We start from the raw sequence: 23,178 nt of genomic DNA on the forward strand, positions 1-23,178 counted from the left end.
TGTGCAAACAAGTCCCGCAAAAAAAGGCTTATTCCAGTTTTACCCGCACAATTTAATGTGGCTTGGACTTTCTGTCCTGGCCATTGCGCTGGATCAATGGACCAAATGGATTGCGAGTACGCATTTACAATATTCTAATTCTGTCCCGGTTTTGCCTTTTTTAAACTGGACATTACTTCACAATCATGGTGCAGCATTCAGCTTTTTATCCGATGCGGGTGGCTGGCAACGTTATCTGTTTACCTCGCTCGCAGGTATCGTTTCGATTATTTTTGTATTCTGGCTCATGCGCATGCCCAAGAAAATGATCGTTTTGCCGATGGCGATTGCGTTGATTCTGGGTGGCGCGATTGGCAACCTGATTGACCGTGTCAGTCTGGGTTATGTGGTCGATTTTATCCACGTCTATTACCAGGATAGCCACTTTCCGGCATTCAACCTTGCAGATAGTGCCATTACTTTGGGAACAATCTTGCTGCTGATCGATACCTTCTTCCTTGAGAAGAAACGCAACCAAAATGTGGATGCATAAACATGACTGAAATTATCCAACCCAACGAAGAAATTCGCATTCAAGATGGCTCAAAGGTCGAGTTGCATTTTTCTGTTTCAATCGAAAATGGCGTGGAGATCGACAATACCCGTAGCCGCGAAGAACCGGTCAGTCTGGTGATTGGTGACGGTAATCTGTTACCCGGCTTTGAAAAAGCGTTATTCGGTTTACGGGCAGGCGACCGTCGTACCGTGCATTTACCCCCAGAAGATGCCTTTGGCCCATGGAATCCTGAAAATATCCAGATCTTCGATACGGTCAAATTTGAACAACGTCCAGTCGTTGGTCACATGATCGAATTTGAAGACAAAGCCAAAGCAACCTTGTTCGGGATCGTCAAATCGGTCAATGATGACAGTACAGAAATCGATTTTAACCATCCGTTGGCAGGCAAAAATATTACCTTTGAAGTAGAAATCTTTAAGGTTACTCCTGCCGGTCAGCAAGGCATTAAATTGATGTAACAGAAAAGCCCTCAAATGAGGGCTTTTTTTAACGCCGAATAAAAGTATAAGATCATGAGTACAACACCATTTTAAAATCAAACCAATAAAACCCGGGAATCTCATATGCTCATTTATATTATTGTTGGAAGTATCCGCGAAGGAAGAACTGCCATTAAAATCGCCAACTGGATGCATCAGGCGATCAATGATCTTTCACTCACACAGGTACAAACCGAGATTATTGATCTTAAAGAATGGGCATTGCCGATCTTTGCAGGGGCTCATCCACCAGCGACAGGGATTTATGATCAGCCAAAACAACAGCAATGGGCCGATAAAATTGCCGCAGCGGATGCATTTATCCTGATTAGCCCGGAATATAACCACGGCTACAGCCCTGCCCTGAAAAATGCCCTGGATTACGTGGCTAAGGAATGGCAAGGCAAACCGGCAGCTTATGTCGGTTATGGTGCAACCAATGGTTCGCGCTCAATTGACCAGATCCGTCAGGTCGCGACCTATATGGGATTGGTGGATAGCAATGCAGTACTTGAAATCCGTGATATTTTTAAACGTAATCAAGAAGAAACTTTTGCAGCCAATGAATATGAATTAAAGGCACTGCACGCTATCGTAGAGAAGCTACAGCAGTACCATGCAGCAGCGAAGTAAGCTTAAGCTTACATCACTTGCAATGATTGGCGCATAGATCTAACGTGTATATGGCCTTATGATATGAAGCATACAGAGACAGGACGTCTCATTGAGAATAATAAAATACACAGGACGTGGTCGTTAATAGGATATCAACGACATAAGCGAAATATGAAGAAGCCCCGTCAGGATGATGGGGCTTCTTTTTATCCATTTGAGGCATGTAACAGAAATTGACATCGTATCCAGCAGGATACAATCTGCCCCAGAAAGCCCTACATTTTTCATGTTTTTAGCTTGTTAACCTAAAATAAAAATGATTTTGAGGGTTAACCATGGGTAAAAAAGTATTAATCATTACTTCAAATGCAGGCGTTGAACATGATGAACTGATTCAGCCTTTAGAGTTTCTAAATGGCAAAGGCATCGAAGTCATTCATGCCGCAGAAAGCTTTGAGGCGGTACAGACAGTAAAAAGTGATAAAGAAGCAGGGCCAAGTTACTCCCCACAAGCCTCATTAGATCAGGTTGCTGTAGAGGACTATGACTTGCTGATCATTCCGGGTGGAACAGTCAATGCAGATACCTTACGTCTCAATGAAAATGCCCATGCCATCATTCAGTATTTTAGCGATCAGCACAAGCCAATAGCTGCCATCTGCCATGCACCTTGGACACTCATCAATGCAGAACGGATCAAGGATAAAAACCTGACATCCTATAAAAGTATTCGTCTGGATCTGGAAAATGCGGGTGCACACTGGGTGGATGAAGCCGTACACCAGTGTAATACCAATGGATGGCTATTGATTACTTCACGTTGCCCAGATGATATTCCACAATTTAACGAGGCAATTTTAGAAACGTTAAACCAAGGATAAATTCTTGGATAATATATTTTTTCCAAAGCATAAAAAAACATCCCTAACCATTTGGTCAGGGGTGTTTCGTATTTAAAAGCTGGCGATGACTTACTCTCACATGGCAAGTGCCACACTACCATCAGCGCTAAGAGGTTTCACTTCTGAGTTCGGGAAGGGATCAGGTGGTTCACTCTTGCTATTGTCGCCAGCAAACTGTTTTGGCTTTGGGTGGTCTTACGTTTTTTGCCACTTAGTACCGAATGAGTTATTAACGGATTAGTTAATTGAGTCGTATTGTAACCAGTTTTGACACTAAATCAAGTTATGTATTGAATTTATCTTGCATACAACAACTGTTTGGGTGTTGTATAGTCAAGCCTCACGAGCAATTAGTATTGGTCAGCTTCACACGTCACCGTGCTTCCACACCCAACCTATCAACGTCCTAGTCTCGAACGGCTCTTTAGAGGAATAAATTCCTGGGGAAATCTTATCTTGAGGTAGGCTTCCCGCTTAGATGCTTTCAGCGGTTATCCCTTCCGAACATAGCTACCCGGCGATGCGACTGGCGTCACAACCGGTACACCAGAGGTTCGTCCACTCTGGTCCTCTCGTACTAGGAGCAGATCCTCTCAAATTTCCAGCGCCCACGGTAGATAGGGACCGAACTGTCTCACGACGTTCTAAACCCAGCTCGCGTACCTCTTTAAATGGCGAACAGCCATACCCTTGGGACCTGCTTCAGCCCCAGGATGAGATGAGCCGACATCGAGGTGCCAAACACCGCCGTCGATATGAACTCTTGGGCGGTATCAGCCTGTTATCCCCAGAGTACCTTTTATCCGTTGAGCGATGGCCCTTCCATACAGAACCACCGGATCACTAAGACCTACTTTCGTACCTGCTCGACTTGTGGGTCTCGCAGTTAAGCGCGCTTTTGCCTTTATACTCTACGCGTGATTTCCGACCACGCTGAGCGCACCTTCGTACTCCTCCGTTACTCTTTAGGAGGAGACCGCCCCAGTCAAACTACCCACCAGACATGGTCCTCGTCCCGGATTACGGGACAGAGTTAGAACCTCAACATTACCAGGGTGGTATTTCAAGGACGGCTCCATTGGAACTAGCGTTCCAACTTCAAAGCCTCCCACCTATCCTACACAAGTAAGGTCAAAGTTCAATGTCAAGCTGCAGTAAAGGTTCACGGGGTCTTTCCGTCTAGCCGCGGGTACACTGCATCTTCACAGCGATTTCGATTTCACTGAGCCTCTGCTGGAGACAGCGCCGCCATCATTATGCCATTCGTGCAGGTCGGAACTTACCCGACAAGGAATTTCGCTACCTTAGGACCGTTATAGTTACGGCCGCCGTTTACTGGGGCTTCGATCAAGAGCTTCGCTTACGCTAACCCCATCAATTAACCTTCCAGCACCGGGCAGGCATCACACCCTATACGTCCACTTTCGTGTTTGCAGAGTGCTATGTTTTTAATAAACAGTTGCAGCGGCCTGGTTTCTGTGGCTGCCAATAGCTCAGGGAGCAAGTCCCATCACCGTCAGCAGCGTACCTTCTCCCGAAGTTACGGTACCATTTTGCCTAGTTCCTTCAGCAGAGTTCTCTCAAGCGCTTTGGTCTACTCGACCTGACCACCTGTGTCGGTTTCGGGTACGATTCCTGTGTAACTGAAGCTTAGAGACTTTTCCTGGAAGCATGGTATCAGCCACTTCACTGTACAAGTACAGCTTGCTATCAACTCTCAGCATAGAGCACCCCGGATTTGCCTAAGATGCATGCCTACTGTCTTCCACCTGGACAACCAACGCCAGGCTGACTTAACCTTCTCCGTCCTCTCATCGCATTACACAGAAGTATTGGAATATTAACCAATTTCCCATCGACTACGCCTCTCGGCCTCGCCTTAGGGGTCGACTCACCCAGCCCCGATTAACGTTGGACTGGAACCCTTGGTCTTTCAGCGAACGGGTTTTTCACCCGTTTTGTCGTTACTCACGTCAGCATTCGCACTTCTGATACCTCCAGCATGCTTCTCAACACACCTTCATCGGCTTACAGAACGCTCCCCTACCACGTATACAAAGTATACATCCGCAGCTTCGGCACATAGTTTTAGCCCCGTTACATCTTCCGCGCAGGCCGACTCGACTAGTGAGCTATTACGCTTTCTTTAAAGGGTGGCTGCTTCTAAGCCAACCTCCTAGCTGTCTATGCCTTCCCACATCGTTTCCCACTTAACTATGATTTTGGGGCCTTAGCTGGCGGTCTGGATTGTTTTCCTCTTGACTACGGACGTTAGCACCCGCAGTCTGTCTCCCGGATAGTACTCATTGGTATTCGGAGTTTGCATCGGTTTGGTAAGTCGGGATGACCCCCTAGCCGAAACAGTGCTCTACCCCCAATGGTATTCGTCCGAGGCGCTACCTAAATAGCTTTCGGGGAGAACCAGCTATCACCAGGCTTGATTAGCCTTTCACCCCTATCCACAAGTCATCCCCTGGCTTTTCAACGACAGTGGGTTCGGTCCTCCAGTTAGTGTTACCCAACCTTCAACCTGCTCATGGATAGATCGCCTGGTTTCGGGTCTACACCCAGCAACTAAACGCCCTATTAAGACTCGATTTCTCTACGGCTCCCCTATGCGGTTAACCTTGCTACTGAATGTAAGTCGCTGACCCATTATACAAAAGGTACGCAGTCACACCACGAAGGTGCTCCCACTGCTTGTATGCATGCGGTTTCAGGATCTATTTCACTCCCCTCACAGGGGTTCTTTTCGCCTTTCCCTCACGGTACTGGTTCACTATCGGTCAGTCAGGAGTATTTAGCCTTGGAGGATGGTCCCCCCATATTCAGACAAGGTTTCACGTGCCTCGCCCTACTCGTCATCATTATGTGTGCCCTTTCGTGTACGGGAATATCACCCTCTACGTTCGCACTTCCCAGAGCGTTCCACTAGAACACACACAACTTAATGGGCTACTCCCCGTTCGCTCGCCGCTACTAAGGGAATCTCAATTGATTTCTTTTCCTAAGGGTACTGAGATGTTTCACTTCCCCTCGTTCGCTTCAACAACCTATGTATTCAGTTATTGATACCTACCTTATAGTAGGTGGGTTCCCCCATTCAGAAATCTCCGGATCAAAGGATATTTGCCGCCTCCCCGGAGCTTTTCGCAGGCTATCACGTCTTTCATCGCCTCTGACTGCCAAGGCATCCACCACATGCACTTAATTACTTGACTATACAACCCCAAACAGTCGTTAATACCTACAAGTAGTATTACCAACATTACAGTTTGACGCATTGTGCACTTAAGCACCGTACAGCTTCAATCTAAATTCATATACCAAAACGCTTGATTCAGTGTTTTTGCTAGTTCTCATTTCATTCAACTTAAACATCGAAACGTTTAAATCAAAGAATGAGTGAACAATTTATTTCAGACTCAATTCTACTAATCTGTTAATGATTAACTACCACCTCGTCGGTGCGTAGTAAACTGTGATAAATCACAGAGATTAATAAACCAGTCAACTTGGACCGTATTCACTAAACTCTATAATCTATTTTAGCTCAGAATTACTTAGTAATTCATGGTGGAGACTAGGAGAGTCGAACTCCTGACCTCCTGCGTGCAAAGCAGGCGCTCTACCAACTAAGCTAAGTCCCCAGCTTACAATCATCATGAACGATATATCTCAATCTCAGCTTCAGCTATCAGATTTGGTGGGTCTGACAAGACTTGAACTTGTGACCCCACGCTTATCAAGCGTGTGCTCTAACCAACTGAGCTACAGACCCTCAGATACATCTTCGAAGAACAACTTGTTGTGGATTCTTACCGGTCACCAATCTTTCGTTAAGGAGGTGATCCAGCCGCAGGTTCCCCTACGGCTACCTTGTTACGACTTCACCCCAGTCATCGGCCACACCGTGGTAACCGCCCTCTTTGCAGTTAGGCTAGCTACTTCTGGTGCAACAAACTCCCATGGTGTGACGGGCGGTGTGTACAAGGCCCGGGAACGTATTCACCGCGGCATTCTGATCCGCGATTACTAGCGATTCCGACTTCATGGAGTCGAGTTGCAGACTCCAATCCGGACTACGATCGGCTTTTTGAGATTAGCATCCTATCGCTAGGTAGCAACCCTTTGTACCGACCATTGTAGCACGTGTGTAGCCCTGGCCGTAAGGGCCATGATGACTTGACGTCGTCCCCGCCTTCCTCCAGTTTGTCACTGGCAGTATCCTTAAAGTTCCCATCCGAAATGCTGGCAAGTAAGGAAAAGGGTTGCGCTCGTTGCGGGACTTAACCCAACATCTCACGACACGAGCTGACGACAGCCATGCAGCACCTGTATCTAGATTCCCGAAGGCACCAATCCATCTCTGGAAAGTTTCTAGTATGTCAAGGCCAGGTAAGGTTCTTCGCGTTGCATCGAATTAAACCACATGCTCCACCGCTTGTGCGGGCCCCCGTCAATTCATTTGAGTTTTAGTCTTGCGACCGTACTCCCCAGGCGGTCTACTTATCGCGTTAGCTGCGCCACTAAAGCCTCAAAGGCCCCAACGGCTAGTAGACATCGTTTACGGCATGGACTACCAGGGTATCTAATCCTGTTTGCTCCCCATGCTTTCGTACCTCAGCGTCAGTATTAGGCCAGATGGCTGCCTTCGCCATCGGTATTCCTCCAGATCTCTACGCATTTCACCGCTACACCTGGAATTCTACCATCCTCTCCCATACTCTAGCTTCCCAGTATCGAATGCAATTCCCAAGTTAAGCTCGGGGATTTCACATCCGACTTAAAAAGCCGCCTACGCACGCTTTACGCCCAGTAAATCCGATTAACGCTCGCACCCTCTGTATTACCGCGGCTGCTGGCACAGAGTTAGCCGGTGCTTATTCTGCGAGTAACGTCCACTCATCCTGGGTATTAACCAGAAGAGCCTCCTCCTCGCTTAAAGTGCTTTACAACCATAAGGCCTTCTTCACACACGCGGCATGGCTGGATCAGGCTTCCGCCCATTGTCCAATATTCCCCACTGCTGCCTCCCGTAGGAGTCTGGGCCGTGTCTCAGTCCCAGTGTGGCGGATCATCCTCTCAGACCCGCTACAGATCGTCGCCTTGGTAGGCCTTTACCCCACCAACTAGCTAATCCGACTTAGGCTCATCATTTAGCGCAAGGTCCGAAGATCCCCTGCTTTCTCCCGTAGGACGTATGCGGTATTAGCATTCCTTTCGGAATGTTGTCCCCCACTAAATGGCAGATTCCTAAGCATTACTCACCCGTCCGCCGCTAGGTCCGGTACCGAAGTACTTTCCCCCGCTCGACTTGCATGTGTTAAGCCTGCCGCCAGCGTTCAATCTGAGCCATGATCAAACTCTTCAGTTAAAATCATTTTGAACCTTTAATCTAAGGTTCTAAATCTGGCTCATCAATTACTGACTTATATTCGCTCAAATAAACTTCGAGAAATTTAAACCAATTAATCAATGAAATATATTCGATCGATCAACCGGTAAAAATCCACACAAGTTGTTCTTCTATTCTCTTAATGATCTTCTCGATGATTCGTCACCATCAAGCTAGGTCGGCTATATTACTCTCAATTTCTTAAAAGTCAACAGGTAATCTAGATATTTATTCAAACTTATCAACCACTCAAAAATCTAACCATTTTAGCCAAATCCTTGTTTCTCAACAAGTTTTTATCTGCATCACCGCCGATGGATGTGCATTCTACAGCATTTCAGATCGGTTGCAACCGCTTTCTGCAAATTTATTTAAATTATTTTATCAAGCGCATGTTTTTTGAACTGATTAGTTACTTTTAATGCCTTTTCAGCATAATTAAGAACTTTTTTTAAACAATCAACTTAAGTAGAATGTGTCTCTTGCTTCACACTTTCTGGCACTTCTGATTGAAAATACGGTTTTTGAATATAAAGGCTCGAACTCTATTGCTTACAGCCCTGTTTGTTGTGAGCCCGCTTTGCTATGCCATTTCGAGCCACAATTTCTATGAGCTGGCATTATCGATATTAAGCTATAGTAAATGGTCGAATACAAACCGGCCTTCGATCTGCGTCATTGACAATACAGAAGCAGCCAACCAGTTTCAGTCCAATATTCGGCAATTGGCTTACGATTATCAGGTGCAGGCGGTCAGCGCAAAAGATTTTCCCAAGACCGCCTGTCATGTTGTCTATTTCACTACAACATCTCCGCAGCAACAGCAAAACCTGATTCAGGCTTATCCGTCTCGTTCCCTGCTTTCGGTGAGTACCAATAATCCGGCGTGCGAAGTGGGCAGTATTTTCTGTTTATATAATAGAAAAACCTTTTCTACCTTTAAGGTAAATCTGGAAGCCCTGAGTTATTCCAAAGTTCATATTGATCCAAGAGTTCTGCTCCTGGCCAAGAATGCGGAGTAAAGCAGATGTTTTCCAATTTATATCAGTCCACTTCTTTACATGCCTTATTCCGTAAATCACAGTTTGCAATTTTTGCCATTACCTTTGTGATCTGCTCCTTTACGTTTGCCACCATTTCCATGTTTACCATGGAAACCTATGCCAAGCAGAACCTGCAACTTTTGAGCCAGACCGTACTTGAGCGTATTCAGCCTGCGGTCGTGTTCAGAGATCGCGGTGCAATTGACCAGATTCTGGATGATTACACCCGCGAACATGCGATCCGGACCATTCATGTTTATGATCCCCAGCACCAGTTACTGGCACAAAGTACCAAGAAAATTGCACATACCTCAATGATGCAGGATTTGATGGATCGCTGGTTTTTACACGATCCGGTCAAGCTGATGATTGTGCATCACAAGAAAAAAGTTGGCGAGCTGGTGTTATATGGCAGTTCAGAAAATATCTTACATTTCTTGAAAACCATTATTATCGGTTTGGCTATTTCAATGTTCTTTATTGTGATTGCATTGTTATGGTCGGTGAATATTACTTATCGTCAAATCATGCAGGCGATTAAACCATTAACCCATATTGCGCAACTGGTCAGTGACCAGAAAGCCTATAACCTGCGTTTTCCCAACAACCATATCAAGGAATTCCAGAATTTAAATACGGTCTTTAATGAGCTGCTGGAGGAAATCCAGATCTGGCATACGCATCTACAAAAAGAAAATCGCCAGCTTTCATTTCAGGCACATCATGACCAGTTGACCAGCCTGCCAAATCGTCATTACTTTTATCAGGAATTATTCGAGATTTTCGAGAACCCGCAATATCGTCATAATTCGGCCTTATTATTTATTGATAACAACAAGTTTAAAATGATTAATGATGAGTACGGACATTTGGCTGGTGATGCAGTTTTGAAAGAAATGGCAGAGCGTTTAAAGCTTTCTGTCCGTCATGAAGATTTTATTGCCCGTTTAGGTGGAGATGAGTTTGCGATTATCCTGCACTCGATTCACCATGCGGATCATTTACAGACCATTGCTGAAGGTTTACTGGCCAGTTGCAAGGAACCTTTAGATTTCAACGGTGAAATAATTCATTTTGGTTTTAGCTTAGGAATCGCCTTTTCACAATTTGCCGAAAATCCGGAAGATTTGATTATGCAAGCCGATCAAGCCATGTATAAAGCTAAAAGTTTAAATCCACATTGGTTTCTTTATAAACCGGAAATTTAGGACATGTTATGCGCGCTCACACCATTAAAATTTCATTTATTGCGTTACTCTGCCTAACATTGGCTGGATGTTTAAGTTTTGGCCCATTGAAATATCGTCAGGTCAAAATGTTAAAAAAAGAAGGCTTCGTTTTAACTGATGAAGGCTGGAGCCTTGGCTTGCCAGAGCGTCTCTTGTTTGATTTTAATAAAGTTGATATCAAGCCGGAGCATCAACAAGAGATTGTACGCCTTGCAACCCAGCTCAATAAATATGAGCTGCAAAAATTAAAAATTGTAGGCCATACCGACAATATCGGTAATCCTGAATACAACCAGAAACTATCTGAAGAACGTGCTCAAAGCGTTTCATCTATTTTCATCAATCAGGGTTTTAAACCGAATAACTTAACCGTAATTGGCCGTGGTTCAAATCAGCCTTTTGTGCCGAATACTACCGATGAAAATCGTGCCAGCAACCGCCGGGTCAATATCATCATTATTCCTTAAACCTGCCCGCAACAAAAAGCCGACTTTATTTAAGTCGGCTTTTTCTAAATCAGTTCAATAATATCAATCGTCGGAGGCACCCTGAAACGAAAAGGTACACCGACCATGCCGGTTCCTACCGTCACAAATACATCTGCATGCTCATGCGTATAAAAGCCTTTTTTATGTCCTAAAATAGACACCCGCTTCATAATATAATTGGTAATCCACGGTAGTTCGATCTGGCCACCATGCGTATGTCCCGACAACATTAGCGGACGTGAAGGCAATTGTGGCACCATATCCACCGTGTCCGGATTATGTGACAAAATCAGCCAGGGCTTGTCTTGTGGCAAGTCCGGCATAAAGCGCATATTCGCCTTGCCTGCCCACAAGTCGCCGATACCAATGAGACGGAACTCATCAAAATCAACAATCTTGCCTTCAATATCAATTACATTATTCTGCTCTAAGGCTTGACTTAACAGGGCCTGAATTGGGGGACCGGGATATTGCTCGTCGTGATTTCCCGGCACGGAATAGACCGGTGCCTGAATGTGCTTGAGTACTTCCAGCTCATCTACCAGACGGTTTTCCGGTTCATAGGTCCAGTCCCCGGCCACGACCACCAGATCAGGTTTTTCCTGATTGAGTTTTTTTACAATGGTCTTTAATTGACGTTCATGTCCTGAAAAAAGCCCCACATGCATATCTGCCACCAGTGCAACCTTGACCGGCTGGGCAAACTCACGCTTTGCATTGAGACGGTATTGATGATGTCTGACATGAATCTGATGCGGTTCAATAAAGCGTGCGTAGACCAGCACACTACTTAATAAAAAGACAAAAATGGCCTGATGCAGGCTGTAATAACCGCACCATCCTGCATACAGGCTGAACAACCAAAGCGGGAGCAGCAGATAGGAAAGATAAAAAGCCAGCAGATGCACAAAGGCCTTAAAAGGATGAATGGTTTCTGTGCGAGCCTGGTGAACCCAGGCCTGAATCAATGCCCATAATGCCAAAACAGTAAAAATAAGATAAAAACCAATAATAATGGTATCTGAATTCGACATTACAGCCCTCATTCGCTTCACTTTAGGGACATACATCTCATCTTATATTTATCTTTTTCGATGAAATGGTATACTCGAGCCCAACTTTTAATCAGTAACGATTATGACGCAATTTTCTCATTTAAATGGCAAACATACAAAGATAAGTACAACCGCTTACAATAAAAATATGCTTGCGATTTATTGCACCATTGCGCTAACCGTGACCGGTTGCAGTACGCTACCCAAGCATACGATCAAACCGGTTCTCCAGACTGCCAACCAGATTGATACTGATCAGACCTCGTTGGCCCAGGTGATCCGCCCCTTACAGGAGCAGCATCCAGACCTGACCGGCTATCATGTGTTATATGAACCCCTAGAAGCCCTGGCAGCTCGCCTGCGTTTAATTGACAAGGCAGAGAAAACACTCGATTTACAATACTATATCTGGGATAACGACAAGGTTGGGGCTTTGGCACTCCACGCTTTAATTCGTGCCGCCGATCGTGGGGTAAAAGTCAGATTACTGATTGATGATAATAATGCCAAAAAGACTGAAGGTATTTTTCTGGCACTGGCCCAGCATCCCAATATAGAAATTAAATTATTTAACCCGTACCGGTTCCGCAAATACCGGGCACTGGACATGGTGCTTGACCTGAAACGCATTAACCGCCGGATGCATAACAAGAGCTTTATTGCCGATCATCAGGTGGCCCTGATTGGCGGTCGCAATATGACCAACCAGTATTATAATGTCAGTGATAATTATCAGTTTTCTGATGTTGACGTGATGCTGTTCGGCACAGCCGTCAATGATATTTCAAAATCTTTTGATGATTACTGGAATCACGAATATGCCTACGATGTCAGGGAAATCGTAAAACCGAAATCACACCGGCTTAGTTATGAAAGCTTGAAACAGCAACTGGATGAACACTACAAGCGCATCACGGTACAGAATTATGTCGATCTGACCAGCCGTTCCCAGGCGATTGACTCCCTCATGAACCGGGACATTTCGCTGGAATGGGTCAAAGCCGAGGTGGTCAAAGATTCCCCTGATAAAATTAAGGCCAAAGCCAAAAAAGAAGAACACCTGAATTTTCAGCTGATCAACCATCTGGAACAGCCTGAAAAGAATATCGACCTGATTTCAGCTTACTTTGTACCCGAAAAAAAAGGGGCAAAAATCCTGTCTGACCTGGCCCAACAAGGGGTCAAGGTTCGGGTATTGACCAACTCGTTTAAAGCCAATGACGTAGCAGTTGTACATGCCTTTTATGGAAAATACCGTCAGGAACTGCTCGAAAACGGCGTACAACTGTATGAGTTCTTACCAGCGCTGGATAAAAATGACCTGGATAAGCATACCGAAGAATTAGCGAAAAAGGCCAAGGTCAATATCAAGGGCTTAAGCCGCTCAAGCCTGCATGCCAAGCTCATGGCTCTGGATGAAAAACAGGTCTTTATTGGCTCATTTAACTTCGATCCGCGCTCAGCTTATTTAAATACGGAAATTGGCGTTTTACTGGACAGTCCGCCTTTGGCACAAGCCATTCATACCACCATGGACCATAACCTGCGGACTTATGCCTACCGTCTGGTCCTGGATGCCAACAAGAATATGACCTGGCAGAGAGAAACGCCGCAAGGTCCCCTGATTTATACCAAGGAACCAAAAATGAAATGGTGGCAAAAGGCAGGGATTAAAATCATCTCATGGCTGCCCATTGAAGGTTTTATGTAGACTCGGCAGCTTCAGGCAAAACGCTTAGAACCTTACGCTGTAACTCGGCCAGACCGGCACGCATCTGACGGTCGACCTCTCTGGTCAGACTATCGACAGTATGCCCCGTAACAGGAATCGCCGGTAAAGTCATCAAGTGTGCGGTCACTTTAGGCATTTCCAGCACACGCTGTACATGTTCTGCAAAAGTCATCTCGCCAATAAACGGCGCAACCAGATCTAATTCACCCTGTTGATTGACATAACAAATGACACAGACCTGTACTGGCCGCTGTGCCTCAATGGCTGCCCCCAGCAGGCGCCCGTGTACTTTCTTGACTTTACGGCCGTCGGTTGTTGTGGCTTCAGGAAAGAATAAGACCGGAATATCCTGTTTTAGAAATCCGGTAATCTGCTCGCGGATGCGAAGCGAGTCACCCGAGCCACGTTTGATAAATAAAGTCCCGCCGCCTTTTGCCAGTTTTCCCAGAATCGGCCATTTTTCAACTTCCGCTTTGGCCAAGAAGAACACTCGGGCACCCGACCCAAGCACTGCGACATCCAGCCAGGAAATATGATTACTCACCCACAGGGCCGGTTCCCGCGGTATGGCACCGTGCACTTCAACCTCAATGTTGAACACTTCGCATAAGCGGCGACAGAAATACTGTACATAACGCGTATTTACGGGGTTATTCGGATCTTTATACAAGCCGTGACGATAAATCAGATAAAAACCTTCGCCTATTGTTTCCAGGCCTGAGGCTAATTTTTTACTATACAAACTCAATTTAGAAATTAAATTTAATGGAGGGTTATTTACCGAAGTTATTTCTTGAGTCATAAATCATTAAAACCGTACGCATAGATGCACATGTGCATTGAATTCATCCAGTTATATCATGCCGATATCGACTTATAAAAGTTGCCTGCATCATAAAAAACGAATGTGGGCATAATTTTTTTCAATTTTAAATGGTTTATTAGATCAAATATTATAAATAAATCGAATTTATTGATTAAAAGGTGAAGTGATGAATCAGCAAAGCACAACTTCAACACCTCAAACGACTGTTCCTTATGGTTATGCCTTAAGGATGTTCCTTGGCTGGGCAATTTTATATCTGGGCACACTGGTCGGATTTATTGAGCTGATACGTCGTAATGTCATATAAATCGAGTAAGCCTTTGCCCTTTGCTTTAAGTTTATTCTAGAATAAGACTTTAACAATAAGGATCTCATACACGCGTGGAAAATTTTGAGCAGCGTCAAAGTGGTGAACGGGCAATTTTAGTCAGCGTATCTGTCCAGTTGCTAGATGATCTTGATGCTGAAGAGTTCCGGTTGCTCGCTCAATCCGCTGGTGCTGAAATCCTTGAACATCTTTCGGTGCAACGTAACAAGCCCGATCCCAAATTTTTCATTGGCTCGGGAAAAGTCGATGAAATTGCGGCACTGGTCGCAGCGCATGACGCAGAACTGGTCATCTTTGACCACTCGCTTTCACCTGCCCAGGAACGTAACCTGGAACGCATCTTGAAATGCCGGGTGATTGACCGCACCGGTCTGATTCTGGATATTTTCGCCTTACGCGCGCGTACCCATGAAGGCAAGTTACAGGTTGAACTGGCTCAGCTCAAGCATTTATCCACTCGCCTGATCCGTGGCTTTACCGGCAATCTGGAACAGCAAAAAGGCGGAATCGGCCTGCGTGGCCCCGGTGAATCACAACTTGAAACCGACCGCCGTTTAATTCGGGTGCGGATTACCCAGCTCAAAGACAAACTGGTGAAAGTGCAACAAACCCGTTTGCAAGGTCGAGCTGCCCGCCAAAAAGCCGCTATCCCGACCATTTCGCTGGTCGGTTATACCAATGCCGGCAAATCAACCTTATTTAATCTGCTGGCAAAAAGTGATGTCTATGCCGCAGATCAGCTATTTGCCACGCTTGATCCGACCTTGCGCCGCCTCGACTGGGATGGCATTGGTACGGTCGTTCTGGCAGATACCGTCGGCTTTGTCAGAAACCTGCAACACGATCTGGTTGAATCCTTTAAAGCCACCCTCGAAGAAACCTTAGAAGCCACCTTACTCCTGCATGTAATTGATAGCAGCAGTCCGAATATGCCGGAGCAGATCGAAGCGGTTGAATCTGTCTTAAAAGAAATCGGAGCCGATGCACCGATTTTGCATGTTTACAATAAAATCGACCTGAGCGGCGATGCGGCCAAAATTATTTATAAAACAGCCGATCTTCCAGACCGTGTTTATGTCTCGGCACATTCCGGGCAGGGACTGGAACTGCTCAGTCAGGCTGTCCAGCAATGTCTGTTGGGCCAGTTACAACAGTTTGATTTAGTGTTAAAACCAGCTTATGGGAAACTGCGTACCCAGCTATATACCCTGAATGTAATCCAGTCTGAACATTATGATGATCAGGGTGATCTGCATTTAACCGTACGGATTGCCCCGCATAAACTGGAACAACTCATTAAACAGGCCCATTTACCATTAGACGAAATAGTTGGAAAAAAAGCTTCCTTATTCCAGCGACCTTTGGAAGAATTTGAGATCGATCATCCCTCACAATAATTACGATCAGTCATCGTTTAGATCAGCGAGAGTAAAACAAAATGAAGAATATTGATTGGACAGCTTGGTTTGGCACGATTCTGTTAATTATTGCCTATCGCGAAGGGGCTGTTGCAATCACCAAGGCCTTTGGTCATCCCGAACTAGGCAATCTAGTCGGGCTGATCAGCCTGTTAATCACGCTGTTGATTTGGAGACGCTTTAAAAAAATTTCCAACCGTCTGATCGATACCAATAATAAAATCTTGAAAGAAAGCGCTTTTGCCTTTTTACCGATCTGTGCAGGTTCCTTAATCATGCTGGTACACATGGGCAAAGAGATTCCTGCCTTTCTATTTATATTAACGTTCAGTACATTATTGCCATTATGGGCCTATGCCAAAATGGCAAAACGCTGGTTATAAGGAGCTGATTTATGTCGATGGTTATCTATGGCTTCATGATTACCTTTATCAGTTATCTTATCGCCAAACCGCTGAACCAGAAATTTCCACAGGTTCCCCTGATCGTTTTTGGCATGTTTATTGTCATTGCATTCTTGGCCATTTTCGGTATTCCGTATCAGCAGTATATGGATCATGTGAACAATATATTCAACCACTTGCTCGGCTACGTCACCGTGGCTCTAGCTATTCCGTTGGCCGCCATGCGGTATGATGACTTACCGATCAAGTCAATGCTCGGGATTTTATGTTTTGCCAGTATTAGCGCCGTTGCCTTACCAATGGGGCTAGCGTATTTACTGCATATGTCCGAGCCGACCATTCTGGCCTTTGCTACCCGTGCCGTCACCACTCCGATTGCGCTGAATATTGCTACCTTGTTGCACGCCCCGCTCATGCTGGTGACATTAATTGTCATTTTATCCGGTGTCATCGGTGCTGCATTTTCGCCATGGATTTTAAAACACATCCATGATGAGCGTGCTTCCGGCCTGGCACTGGGTCTGGCAGCTCATGCCATTGGTACCGCACAGGCATGGCAACGTGGGCCGGTTGCAGGCCGGTATGCTGCATTTGGCATGGCAGTCAACGGCGTCTTTACCGCGATCTGGCTCCCGACCTTTATCCTGTCTTTATCTTAAAATTTGCCACAAATATCAGTTAAAGGTTGAACTGGTTGTCATAAATCCTTCATAATGAAAGCTTAAATATTAAAAGGATTTTTAATAATGGGGAAAAAATTACTTGGGGCGTTATTATTAACGACCACCAGCAGTTTGGCTTTTGCAGAGGATATTACGGGGCTCTGGCAAAGTATTGATGACAAGACCGGTGCACCTAAGGCACTGGTCGAAATTCGTAAAGAAACCAATGGCACCTATGCCGGGAAAGTTGTAAAAATCACACCACGCACGGGTTATACCCCCAAGGAAACCTGTGTTGATTGTCCTGCACCTTATACCAACAAACCGATCGTCGGCCTGGATGTACTGACCGGACTGAAATATACCAGTGGTCTAAATTATAGCCATGGCCGGATTCTCGATCCTAATACAGGCAAGCTCTATAGTATGAAAGCCAAGTTAAGTGCCAATGGTAAACGATTGCATTTGCGTGGCTATCTGGGCGTTTCTGCATTAGGCCGTAACCAGATCTGGATTCGCGCAGAGTAAAGCTGCACAGGGATCATGATTCTTCCCTGCCAGTACCATCTATAACCTGAAAGCCTCTTCATATTAAGCGCAAATGGAGAGGCTTTTTTAATGGAGTTGTCAGGGTTGATTGAATTTTCAAATATAAATATACAACTGTAAAATAATGATTGAACCGTTTATTAGATATCCTACATAATAAAAACAGGCGTTAAACGGATTTTTAATGATGGCAAAAAGATTAATAAGTATTTTATTTTTAACACTGATCAGTAGCTTTAGCTTTGCCGAAGATATTACCGGACTCTGGCAAAGCATTGATGATAAAACAGGCGCTCCCAAAGGAGTGGTGGAAATCCGCAAGGAAGCCAATGGAACCTATACCGGAAAGGTAGTCAAGATTACTCCGCGTGCGGGTTATGTACCGAAAGAAACCTGTGTGGACTGCCCTGCCCCCTATACCAACAAGCCGATTCTCGGCCTGGATGTTGTTACCGGTTTAAAGCATAGTGAAGGCCTGAATTACACCAGTGGCCGGATTCTTGATCCGAACTCAGGCAAAATCTATAGCATGAAGGCCAAATTGAGTGCCAACGGCAAGCGTCTGCACTTACGTGGCTATCTCGGCGTTTCAGCACTTGGCCGTAACCAGATCTGGATTCGGATTGAATAAAATTGCGGTGCCCGGCTGATACATGGCCCCTGCCGCTGCCTCGCGAGGCAGGCACGAACCATGACTAGCCAACAGGCTATGTCTGAACATTGAGCAGAGATCTCTCCAAGACCAGCCCCAATCTGCAGCCCTGTCACTTAAAGACAAACAATAAAAAAAAGCCCTGTATCAGACAGGGCTTTTTTAACGGCTTTAATTAACGGTTTTGCAATTTGGCATAATCCAGAAGTACATTGGCCGCTTCTGTAATGAAGGTTTCTTCCTCAGGAAGCGGTGGACGCAAATGCACTTTCATTTTGGCACGGGATTCGACCAATGCATCAATCGAAGCCTGATAACTTTCCCAGTTTGCGTAAGGCGCCTGTCCTGTTGCTATACGACGCTGGTTTTCAGCATTCAAGGTTTGTTTTTCAAGGTCAATCAGCTCTGCACGGCGCTGGTTAATATCCAGCACCACCTTTTTCTGATCAGAAGTTTTTTTGGCAATCGCCTTGCGTGCTTCCAGATATTTAAACTGCGAGTCGGCTGCCACACGTTGCTGAGATAACTCGGCGAGCTTGGCAATATAAGGTTGTACGGAACCTTCCCGTTTAAACGGTGCCGTTGGAATGGTGTCCCACTTCAAGGCATTTTTGGCCTTACGTTCACCAAACTCTTCATTATAGATATCCACCAGTTTGATATCCGGTACTACACCTTTATTTTGTGTACTACCACCGGTAATGCGGTAGAACTTACGCTGGGTCAGCGTTGCCTGACCATAGGCAAGCGAATCTAGCTGAACCTGCGCTGTTCCTTTACCTGTAGTCGTGCTACCAATAATAATACCGCGCTCATAATCCTGTATGGCCGCAGAATAAATTTCACTTGCAGAAGCCGATGCCAGATTGACCAGTACCGCCATAGGGCCTGCATAAAGCTGCTGCCCACCATCGGTATCTTCAAAGACATTGACATTGCCATTACCGTCACGAATCTGTACAACCGGCCCGGACTTGATCACCTGACCAAGCATACGTGCAACTTCTTCTAACGAACCGCCCGGGTCATTACGCAAGTCGACCAGTATCCCTTCCACTTTTTGTGCTTTCAACGATTCCAAAGCCTTGGCTGTATCTTCAGAAACCGAACGATACTCGGTTCCGGCACGACGTGAACGGTAGTCAAAGTAGAATGACGGAATTTCAAGTACACCAAACAGGTGCTTCTTGCCATCCCGGGTAATTTCAACTGTACGCGAACGAACCCCGGCATCCTCTTCCTGAATGATGTCACGGGTTAAAGTAACATTACGTGCCTGACTCATCGGCGCCCCGGCACCTAACAGACGTACCACCACCTTGGTACCCCGTTTACCGCGTATCAGCCCTACAATTTCCGAGCTCGGCCAGCCGATCACATCTACCATTTTATCGCCATCTTGAGCGACACCAATGATACGGTCTCCCGATTTGACCTGACCGGATTTGCTTGCCGGCCCACCTTCAACAATGGTCTCGATCTTGGTGTAATCTTCATTGCCACGTTCTGGACGGATCGAAACCCCGATCCCCTCAAGTTGCAGGGTGGTTTGCCGGTTCAGTTCCATCGCATCAATAGGCGGATAGTAATTACTATGCGGATCATAGGTTGCCATCATGGCATTCAGGGTTTTGTCGAGTACATCGTCACTCTTAACCCGACCGATACGCTCAAGCTGACGGGTATAACGCTTGGTCAGGGTCTGAACCGGGGTTAAATCTTCCGGCCCAGTCAAATCTTGCCCATTGGCCAGCGAAGGGTCTGCCTTTAACGCTTTTTGCTTGGCCTGTTCTTCTTCTTTGCTAATGGTCAGATTAATAAGCTGTGACACCAGCATCTTTTGCCAATGTGCCTGTTGTTCGGCAGCAGTCTGGAAATAAGGAGCTTTTTCCCGATCTGTCTCGAGATAGACATCTTTCTGGTTCAGGTTTTGCGGCTTCTTCAACTCGGCCAGCATAAACTCATAAAACTGTTTCAAACGGTCACGATATTGGGCATGGATGGCAAAAGGCCCGGTCAAGTTGCCTGCTTTTAGCGAACTGCCAAAAGTTGAACCATACTTATTTTTATATTCTGCAACTTCACCGCTTAAAAATAATGAATGGTCTGGATCAAGACTATCCAGATACATATCCAGGATACGGTTTGACGTGGCTGCATCTAGACGCATATTCAAATAATGCTGGCGATCAACCAGAGTTGCGAGCTGGCGAGATACAAGCGCCTGTTCTTGTGATGGCTTGATGACGCTTGAAACAACCGGGGTCTCTGTTGCGGCAAACGCCTCATTCATGGTATGAGAGAAAAACAAACCACCAGTCGCTATTGCAACTGCACACGCTATCATTTGAAGTTTCATAAAATTTTGGTACTTCCTTGGATATGGCAATTATTACACGCTGATACTGTCAATATGAACACGTTTCATTCGATAGGTTACCAACTTGCAGCCCTGACTGGTCATCTTAAATAAATGACCAATAAGCACTTATCATCAATATCATGTAGTTTTATCATATTCTATACTGACAAAATGTAGCAAATCATTGCACAATTTATCTATCGTTTTTTTTCATCAAAAACCAAAACGGAATCCTTATGATCGGCGCATTGATGCTAGATATTGCTGGCACAGAACTTACTCAAGAAGATATTGAACTATTACAAGCTCCGCAAGTCGGTGGCATGATTTTATTTGCACGAAATATTGAATCCCCTCAACAAGTCCGTGCTTTAACCGATCATATGCGTCAAATCCGTCCAGAAATCCTGATTGCTGTCGATCAGGAAGGTGGACGTGTACAACGTTTAAGACAAGGCTTTACCTTGCTTCCGGCAATGGGGCGTCTAGGTGAGCGCTATCTCAGCAATCCTCAACAGGCCTTGGAACTGGCTGAACAATGTGGCTGGCTCATGGCCACAGAAGTGCTTGCGGTCGGTATCGATTTCAGCTTTGCACCTGTACTGGACCTGAACGACATCAGTGATGTCATCGGTGATCGCGGTTTTGCCAAAAATATGCAGGATATCGTGCCACTGGCCGATGCCTTCATGCGTGGCATGAAAAAGGCTGGCATGGCCACTACCGGTAAACACTTCCCGGGTCATGGTTCAATTAAGGCCGATTCACACATTGCAGCCGCAATCGATAGCCGTTCATATCAGGAAATCTACGATAAAGACATGCAAAGCTTTATCAAGCTGATGCCTCAACTCGATGCCTTGATGCCAGCCCATGTCATCTATGATCAGGTTGACCCAAATCCAGCTGGTTTCTCATCATTCTGGTTACAAGAAATCTTGCGTAAACAGCTGAATTTTGACGGCGTGTTATTCTCAGATGATCTGGGTATGCAAGCTGCCTGTGTTGCCGGTGGTGCAGATGCACGGATTCTGGCTGCATTAAATGCAGGTTGTGATATGGGTCTGGTCTGCAATGACCGTGCAGCCGCATTGACTGCACTGGATGCTGTTCAGGATTTAGCCTTACCAAACCAGCAACGTCTGGAACGCATGCGCGGTAAAATCCCGAATATCCAGGTGGGTACGACTTTGACGCTGGATGACGAAAACTGGCATAACGTCAGAAAAGTCATTGAAGAATTTAAGAATTCGTTCTAACTTAGCTCACATTAAAAAGAGGTTTTTACCGATATACGATACTCGGTAAAGTCATCCGCAACCTGAGCAAGTCAAAGCGACTAAAGCTTTGACGTAGTGCAAGACAAGCGAAGTGCGTAGTCTATACTCAAGCATAGCTTTCGCCTTGCGGTGCGACAAAGATTATTAATCTTTGTCGCACCTCAGGTTTTGCGGATGACAATGCCTTTGGTTACTTTGGGCAAAACCAAAGTAACTCCAGCTGAAAGCTTATCCTGTTATCAGATGAGAACTCGGCAAGACACCGTTATAGATATCGTTAAAAATAAGAATCAGGAAAATAGAGTCTAGGACAGATGACACAACAACTTTCAAAACACCGCCATATTTCATTTACTGCACACTACACCGGTTATATCTGGTATCAAATGGGGATCTCACATCCTGCCCTGGCCACCACAAAAGGCAAGACTCTCGCAACGCTGGTTCATCCTATTGAAAGCTGGGCAGAAAAATATGTCGGTGGCAGCATGCGTAGCACTCTCAAGCAACGCCACACCATGCTCGATCATTCTCTGGAACAGCTGATCCGGCAACATCCCGACTTGCAGGTACTTGAAATTGCCTGTGGCTTATCGCCACGGGGCTGGTGGTTTAGACAACATTATCCTGAAATCACTTACCGCGAACTGGATTTACCAGATATGGCGGCCACCAAACAGGCAGCATTACAGCAGATCGAGCAAAATGCCGAGGACGTATTGTCTGTAGACCTGTTTACCGATGCCTTTGCCGATGCCTTTGAGGTATTTGATCCCCAGCGTCCTCTGGTGGTCATTAGCGAAGGACTGATCAATTACTTTGAAAAGCCGTTATTACAACAATTGATTCGGGCTATTGCCCACTATGGTCAAGACTTTAAAGCATTGCACTATTTAACAGATATTTATCCGGAACCCACGCAAAATAAACTGGCATCGATTATCTGGAACAGCAGCCGCTTGTTGAAATGGATGTCTCGCAGTGCCTTTAGCTTTCATTTCAAAACCCCTGCTGAAATTGAACAGTTTTTCCATGCAGCAGACTTTCATCAGGTTACCGTACAACAACCCAAACAGTTTTTTGAACAAGCAACGCCAGACCCTCTACAACCGCACTTGGGCGATCTGGTCTGGGTGATTCAGGCAACCCGTCAATAAATACCAATAAAAAAAGGGAAATGGTGTCTGCCACTTCCCT

The 23,178-nt window shown here is 45.6% G+C and carries 19 protein-coding genes, 2 tRNA genes and 3 rRNA genes; 16 read left to right on the plus strand and 8 right to left on the minus strand.

Annotation, left to right across the window (positions count from 1 at the left end; genetic code table 11):
- The first annotated feature begins 1 nt into the window (after position 1).
- The 4 genes from lspA to OC23_RS16095 all read left to right on the plus strand — a co-directional run bounded on the left by lspA (position 2) and on the right by OC23_RS16095 (position 2,534).
- Positions 2–532: a signal peptidase II gene (gene lspA / locus OC23_RS16080; protein ID WP_152607853.1), complete on the plus strand. Its 531-nt coding sequence runs from the start codon at positions 2–4 to the stop codon at positions 530–532.
- A 2-nt stretch (positions 533–534) separates the two neighbouring features.
- Positions 535–1,017 (plus strand): FKBP-type peptidyl-prolyl cis-trans isomerase, encoded by a 483-nt coding sequence (locus OC23_RS16085; RefSeq protein WP_038345996.1) that lies wholly within the window; start codon positions 535–537, stop codon positions 1,015–1,017.
- Between the two features lie 105 nt (positions 1,018–1,122).
- Entirely contained in the window at positions 1,123–1,671 is a 549-nt protein-coding gene (locus OC23_RS16090) for an NADPH-dependent FMN reductase (RefSeq protein ID WP_038345998.1), read from the plus strand.
- Between the two features lie 317 nt (positions 1,672–1,988).
- The gene (locus OC23_RS16095; RefSeq protein WP_038345999.1) at positions 1,989–2,534 is read left to right on the plus strand and encodes a type 1 glutamine amidotransferase domain-containing protein; all 546 of its coding nucleotides are present in this window, start codon (positions 1,989–1,991) and stop codon (positions 2,532–2,534) included.
- Between the two features lie 77 nt (positions 2,535–2,611).
- On the opposite strand, the gene rrf is transcribed toward OC23_RS16095, so the two are convergent.
- The 5 genes from rrf to OC23_RS16120 all read right to left on the minus strand — a co-directional run bounded on the left by rrf (position 2,612) and on the right by OC23_RS16120 (position 7,932).
- Positions 2,612–2,726: ribosomal RNA gene (rrf, locus tag OC23_RS16100) — 5S ribosomal RNA — on the minus strand.
- Between the two features lie 158 nt (positions 2,727–2,884).
- Positions 2,885–5,776: ribosomal RNA gene (locus OC23_RS16105) — 23S ribosomal RNA — on the minus strand.
- 353 nt (positions 5,777–6,129) lie between these two features.
- Positions 6,130–6,205, minus strand: a tRNA-Ala gene (locus tag OC23_RS16110).
- A 54-nt stretch (positions 6,206–6,259) separates the two neighbouring features.
- Positions 6,260–6,336 (minus strand) — tRNA-Ile (locus OC23_RS16115).
- A 59-nt stretch (positions 6,337–6,395) separates the two neighbouring features.
- Positions 6,396–7,932, minus strand: a 16S ribosomal RNA gene (locus OC23_RS16120).
- The 16S, 23S and 5S rRNA genes sit together here with 2 tRNA genes alongside, the layout of an rRNA operon.
- Before the next feature lie 569 nt (positions 7,933–8,501).
- Between OC23_RS16120 and OC23_RS16125 the strand changes: the two genes are divergently transcribed.
- From OC23_RS16125 to OC23_RS16135, 3 genes are read left to right on the plus strand one after another with little or no spacing between them, the layout of a single operon-like run.
- A complete protein-coding gene (locus tag OC23_RS16125; RefSeq protein WP_038346000.1) occupies positions 8,502–8,975 on the plus strand; it encodes a YfiR family protein in 474 nt (157 codons plus the stop codon).
- A gap of 5 nt (positions 8,976–8,980) precedes the next feature.
- A complete protein-coding gene (locus OC23_RS16130; RefSeq protein WP_038346001.1) occupies positions 8,981–10,204 on the plus strand; it encodes a diguanylate cyclase domain-containing protein in 1,224 nt (407 codons plus the stop codon).
- 8 nt (positions 10,205–10,212) lie between these two features.
- On the plus strand, positions 10,213–10,692 hold the full coding sequence (locus OC23_RS16135) for an OmpA family protein (protein WP_038346002.1): 480 nt from the start codon (positions 10,213–10,215) through the stop codon (positions 10,690–10,692).
- 44 nt (positions 10,693–10,736) lie between these two features.
- On the opposite strand, the gene OC23_RS16140 is transcribed toward OC23_RS16135, so the two are convergent.
- Entirely contained in the window at positions 10,737–11,747 is a 1,011-nt protein-coding gene (locus OC23_RS16140) for a metallophosphoesterase (RefSeq protein ID WP_038346003.1), read from the minus strand.
- 169 nt (positions 11,748–11,916) lie between these two features.
- Here OC23_RS16140 and OC23_RS16145 point away from each other — a divergent pair, with 169 nt between their 5' ends.
- Positions 11,917–13,479, plus strand: a complete 1,563-nt coding sequence (locus OC23_RS16145; protein WP_227505570.1) for a phospholipase D family protein — start codon at positions 11,917–11,919, stop codon at positions 13,477–13,479.
- Here the strand turns inward: OC23_RS16145 and OC23_RS16150 are convergent.
- Positions 13,472–14,302, minus strand: coding sequence for a lysophospholipid acyltransferase family protein (locus OC23_RS16150; protein ID WP_038346005.1), 831 nt, complete (start codon positions 14,300–14,302; stop codon positions 13,472–13,474). The two genes, OC23_RS16145 and OC23_RS16150, sit on opposite strands and share 8 nt — an antisense overlap.
- Before the next feature lie 190 nt (positions 14,303–14,492).
- Here OC23_RS16150 and OC23_RS19325 point away from each other — a divergent pair, with 190 nt between their 5' ends.
- From OC23_RS19325 to OC23_RS16175, 6 genes are all read left to right on the plus strand, one after another.
- Positions 14,493–14,633 carry a hypothetical protein gene (locus OC23_RS19325; RefSeq protein ID WP_171194818.1) on the plus strand — a complete coding sequence of 47 codons (141 nt, stop codon included), beginning with the start codon at positions 14,493–14,495 and terminating at the stop codon, positions 14,631–14,633.
- 74 nt (positions 14,634–14,707) lie between these two features.
- Complete coding sequence (gene hflX / locus OC23_RS16155; protein WP_038346006.1) at positions 14,708–16,051, plus strand: ribosome rescue GTPase HflX; 1,344 nt, start codon at positions 14,708–14,710, stop codon at positions 16,049–16,051.
- A 41-nt stretch (positions 16,052–16,092) separates the two neighbouring features.
- Positions 16,093–16,455 (plus strand): hypothetical protein, encoded by a 363-nt coding sequence (locus OC23_RS16160; protein ID WP_038346007.1) that lies wholly within the window; start codon positions 16,093–16,095, stop codon positions 16,453–16,455.
- A gap of 11 nt (positions 16,456–16,466) precedes the next feature.
- The gene (locus OC23_RS16165; protein ID WP_038346008.1) at positions 16,467–17,135 is read left to right on the plus strand and encodes an LrgB family protein; all 669 of its coding nucleotides are present in this window, start codon (positions 16,467–16,469) and stop codon (positions 17,133–17,135) included.
- A gap of 87 nt (positions 17,136–17,222) precedes the next feature.
- Complete coding sequence (locus OC23_RS16170; RefSeq protein WP_038346010.1) at positions 17,223–17,666, plus strand: DUF2147 domain-containing protein; 444 nt, start codon at positions 17,223–17,225, stop codon at positions 17,664–17,666.
- 208 nt (positions 17,667–17,874) lie between these two features.
- Complete coding sequence (locus tag OC23_RS16175; RefSeq protein WP_413772406.1) at positions 17,875–18,318, plus strand: DUF2147 domain-containing protein; 444 nt, start codon at positions 17,875–17,877, stop codon at positions 18,316–18,318.
- Between the two features lie 196 nt (positions 18,319–18,514).
- Here the strand turns inward: OC23_RS16175 and OC23_RS16180 are convergent, their stop codons facing one another.
- Positions 18,515–20,698, minus strand: a complete 2,184-nt coding sequence (locus OC23_RS16180; protein ID WP_038346012.1) for a carboxy terminal-processing peptidase — start codon at positions 20,696–20,698, stop codon at positions 18,515–18,517.
- A 239-nt stretch (positions 20,699–20,937) separates the two neighbouring features.
- Here OC23_RS16180 and nagZ point away from each other — a divergent pair, with 239 nt between their 5' ends.
- Both nagZ and OC23_RS16190 read left to right on the plus strand, forming a co-directional pair.
- A complete protein-coding gene (gene nagZ / locus OC23_RS16185) occupies positions 20,938–21,960 on the plus strand; it encodes a beta-N-acetylhexosaminidase (protein ID WP_038346013.1) in 1,023 nt (340 codons plus the stop codon).
- Between the two features lie 335 nt (positions 21,961–22,295).
- Positions 22,296–23,138: a class I SAM-dependent methyltransferase gene (locus OC23_RS16190; protein WP_038346015.1), complete on the plus strand. Its 843-nt coding sequence runs from the start codon at positions 22,296–22,298 to the stop codon at positions 23,136–23,138.
- Positions 23,139–23,178 lie beyond the last annotated feature (40 nt).

It is taken from the genome of Acinetobacter sp. A47 (assembly GCF_000805455.1).
Taxonomy (GTDB): domain Bacteria; phylum Pseudomonadota; class Gammaproteobacteria; order Pseudomonadales; family Moraxellaceae; genus Acinetobacter.

Coding starts and splice junctions, on each gene's coding strand:
- OC23_RS16140 (WP_038346003.1), bottom strand. CDS start 11,747: ATGTCGAATTCAGATACCATTATTATTGGTTTTTATCTTATTTTTACT.
- OC23_RS16180 (WP_038346012.1), bottom strand. CDS start 20,698: ATGAAACTTCAAATGATAGCGTGTGCAGTTGCAATAGCGACTGGTGGT.
- OC23_RS16130 (WP_038346001.1), top strand. CDS start 8,981: ATGTTTTCCAATTTATATCAGTCCACTTCTTTACATGCCTTATTCCGT.
- OC23_RS19325 (WP_171194818.1), top strand. CDS start 14,493: ATGAATCAGCAAAGCACAACTTCAACACCTCAAACGACTGTTCCTTAT.
- OC23_RS16085 (WP_038345996.1), top strand. CDS start 535: ATGACTGAAATTATCCAACCCAACGAAGAAATTCGCATTCAAGATGGC.
- OC23_RS16095 (WP_038345999.1), top strand. CDS start 1,989: ATGGGTAAAAAAGTATTAATCATTACTTCAAATGCAGGCGTTGAACAT.
- OC23_RS16090 (WP_038345998.1), top strand. CDS start 1,123: ATGCTCATTTATATTATTGTTGGAAGTATCCGCGAAGGAAGAACTGCC.
- OC23_RS16165 (WP_038346008.1), top strand. CDS start 16,467: ATGTCGATGGTTATCTATGGCTTCATGATTACCTTTATCAGTTATCTT.
- OC23_RS16150 (WP_038346005.1), bottom strand. CDS start 14,302: ATGACTCAAGAAATAACTTCGGTAAATAACCCTCCATTAAATTTAATT.
- nagZ (WP_038346013.1), top strand. CDS start 20,938: ATGATCGGCGCATTGATGCTAGATATTGCTGGCACAGAACTTACTCAA.
- OC23_RS16145 (WP_227505570.1), top strand. CDS start 11,917: ATGCTTGCGATTTATTGCACCATTGCGCTAACCGTGACCGGTTGCAGT.
- OC23_RS16135 (WP_038346002.1), top strand. CDS start 10,213: ATGCGCGCTCACACCATTAAAATTTCATTTATTGCGTTACTCTGCCTA.
- OC23_RS16190 (WP_038346015.1), top strand. CDS start 22,296: ATGACACAACAACTTTCAAAACACCGCCATATTTCATTTACTGCACAC.
- OC23_RS16170 (WP_038346010.1), top strand. CDS start 17,223: ATGGGGAAAAAATTACTTGGGGCGTTATTATTAACGACCACCAGCAGT.
- OC23_RS16175 (WP_413772406.1), top strand. CDS start 17,875: ATGGCAAAAAGATTAATAAGTATTTTATTTTTAACACTGATCAGTAGC.
- OC23_RS16160 (WP_038346007.1), top strand. CDS start 16,093: ATGAAGAATATTGATTGGACAGCTTGGTTTGGCACGATTCTGTTAATT.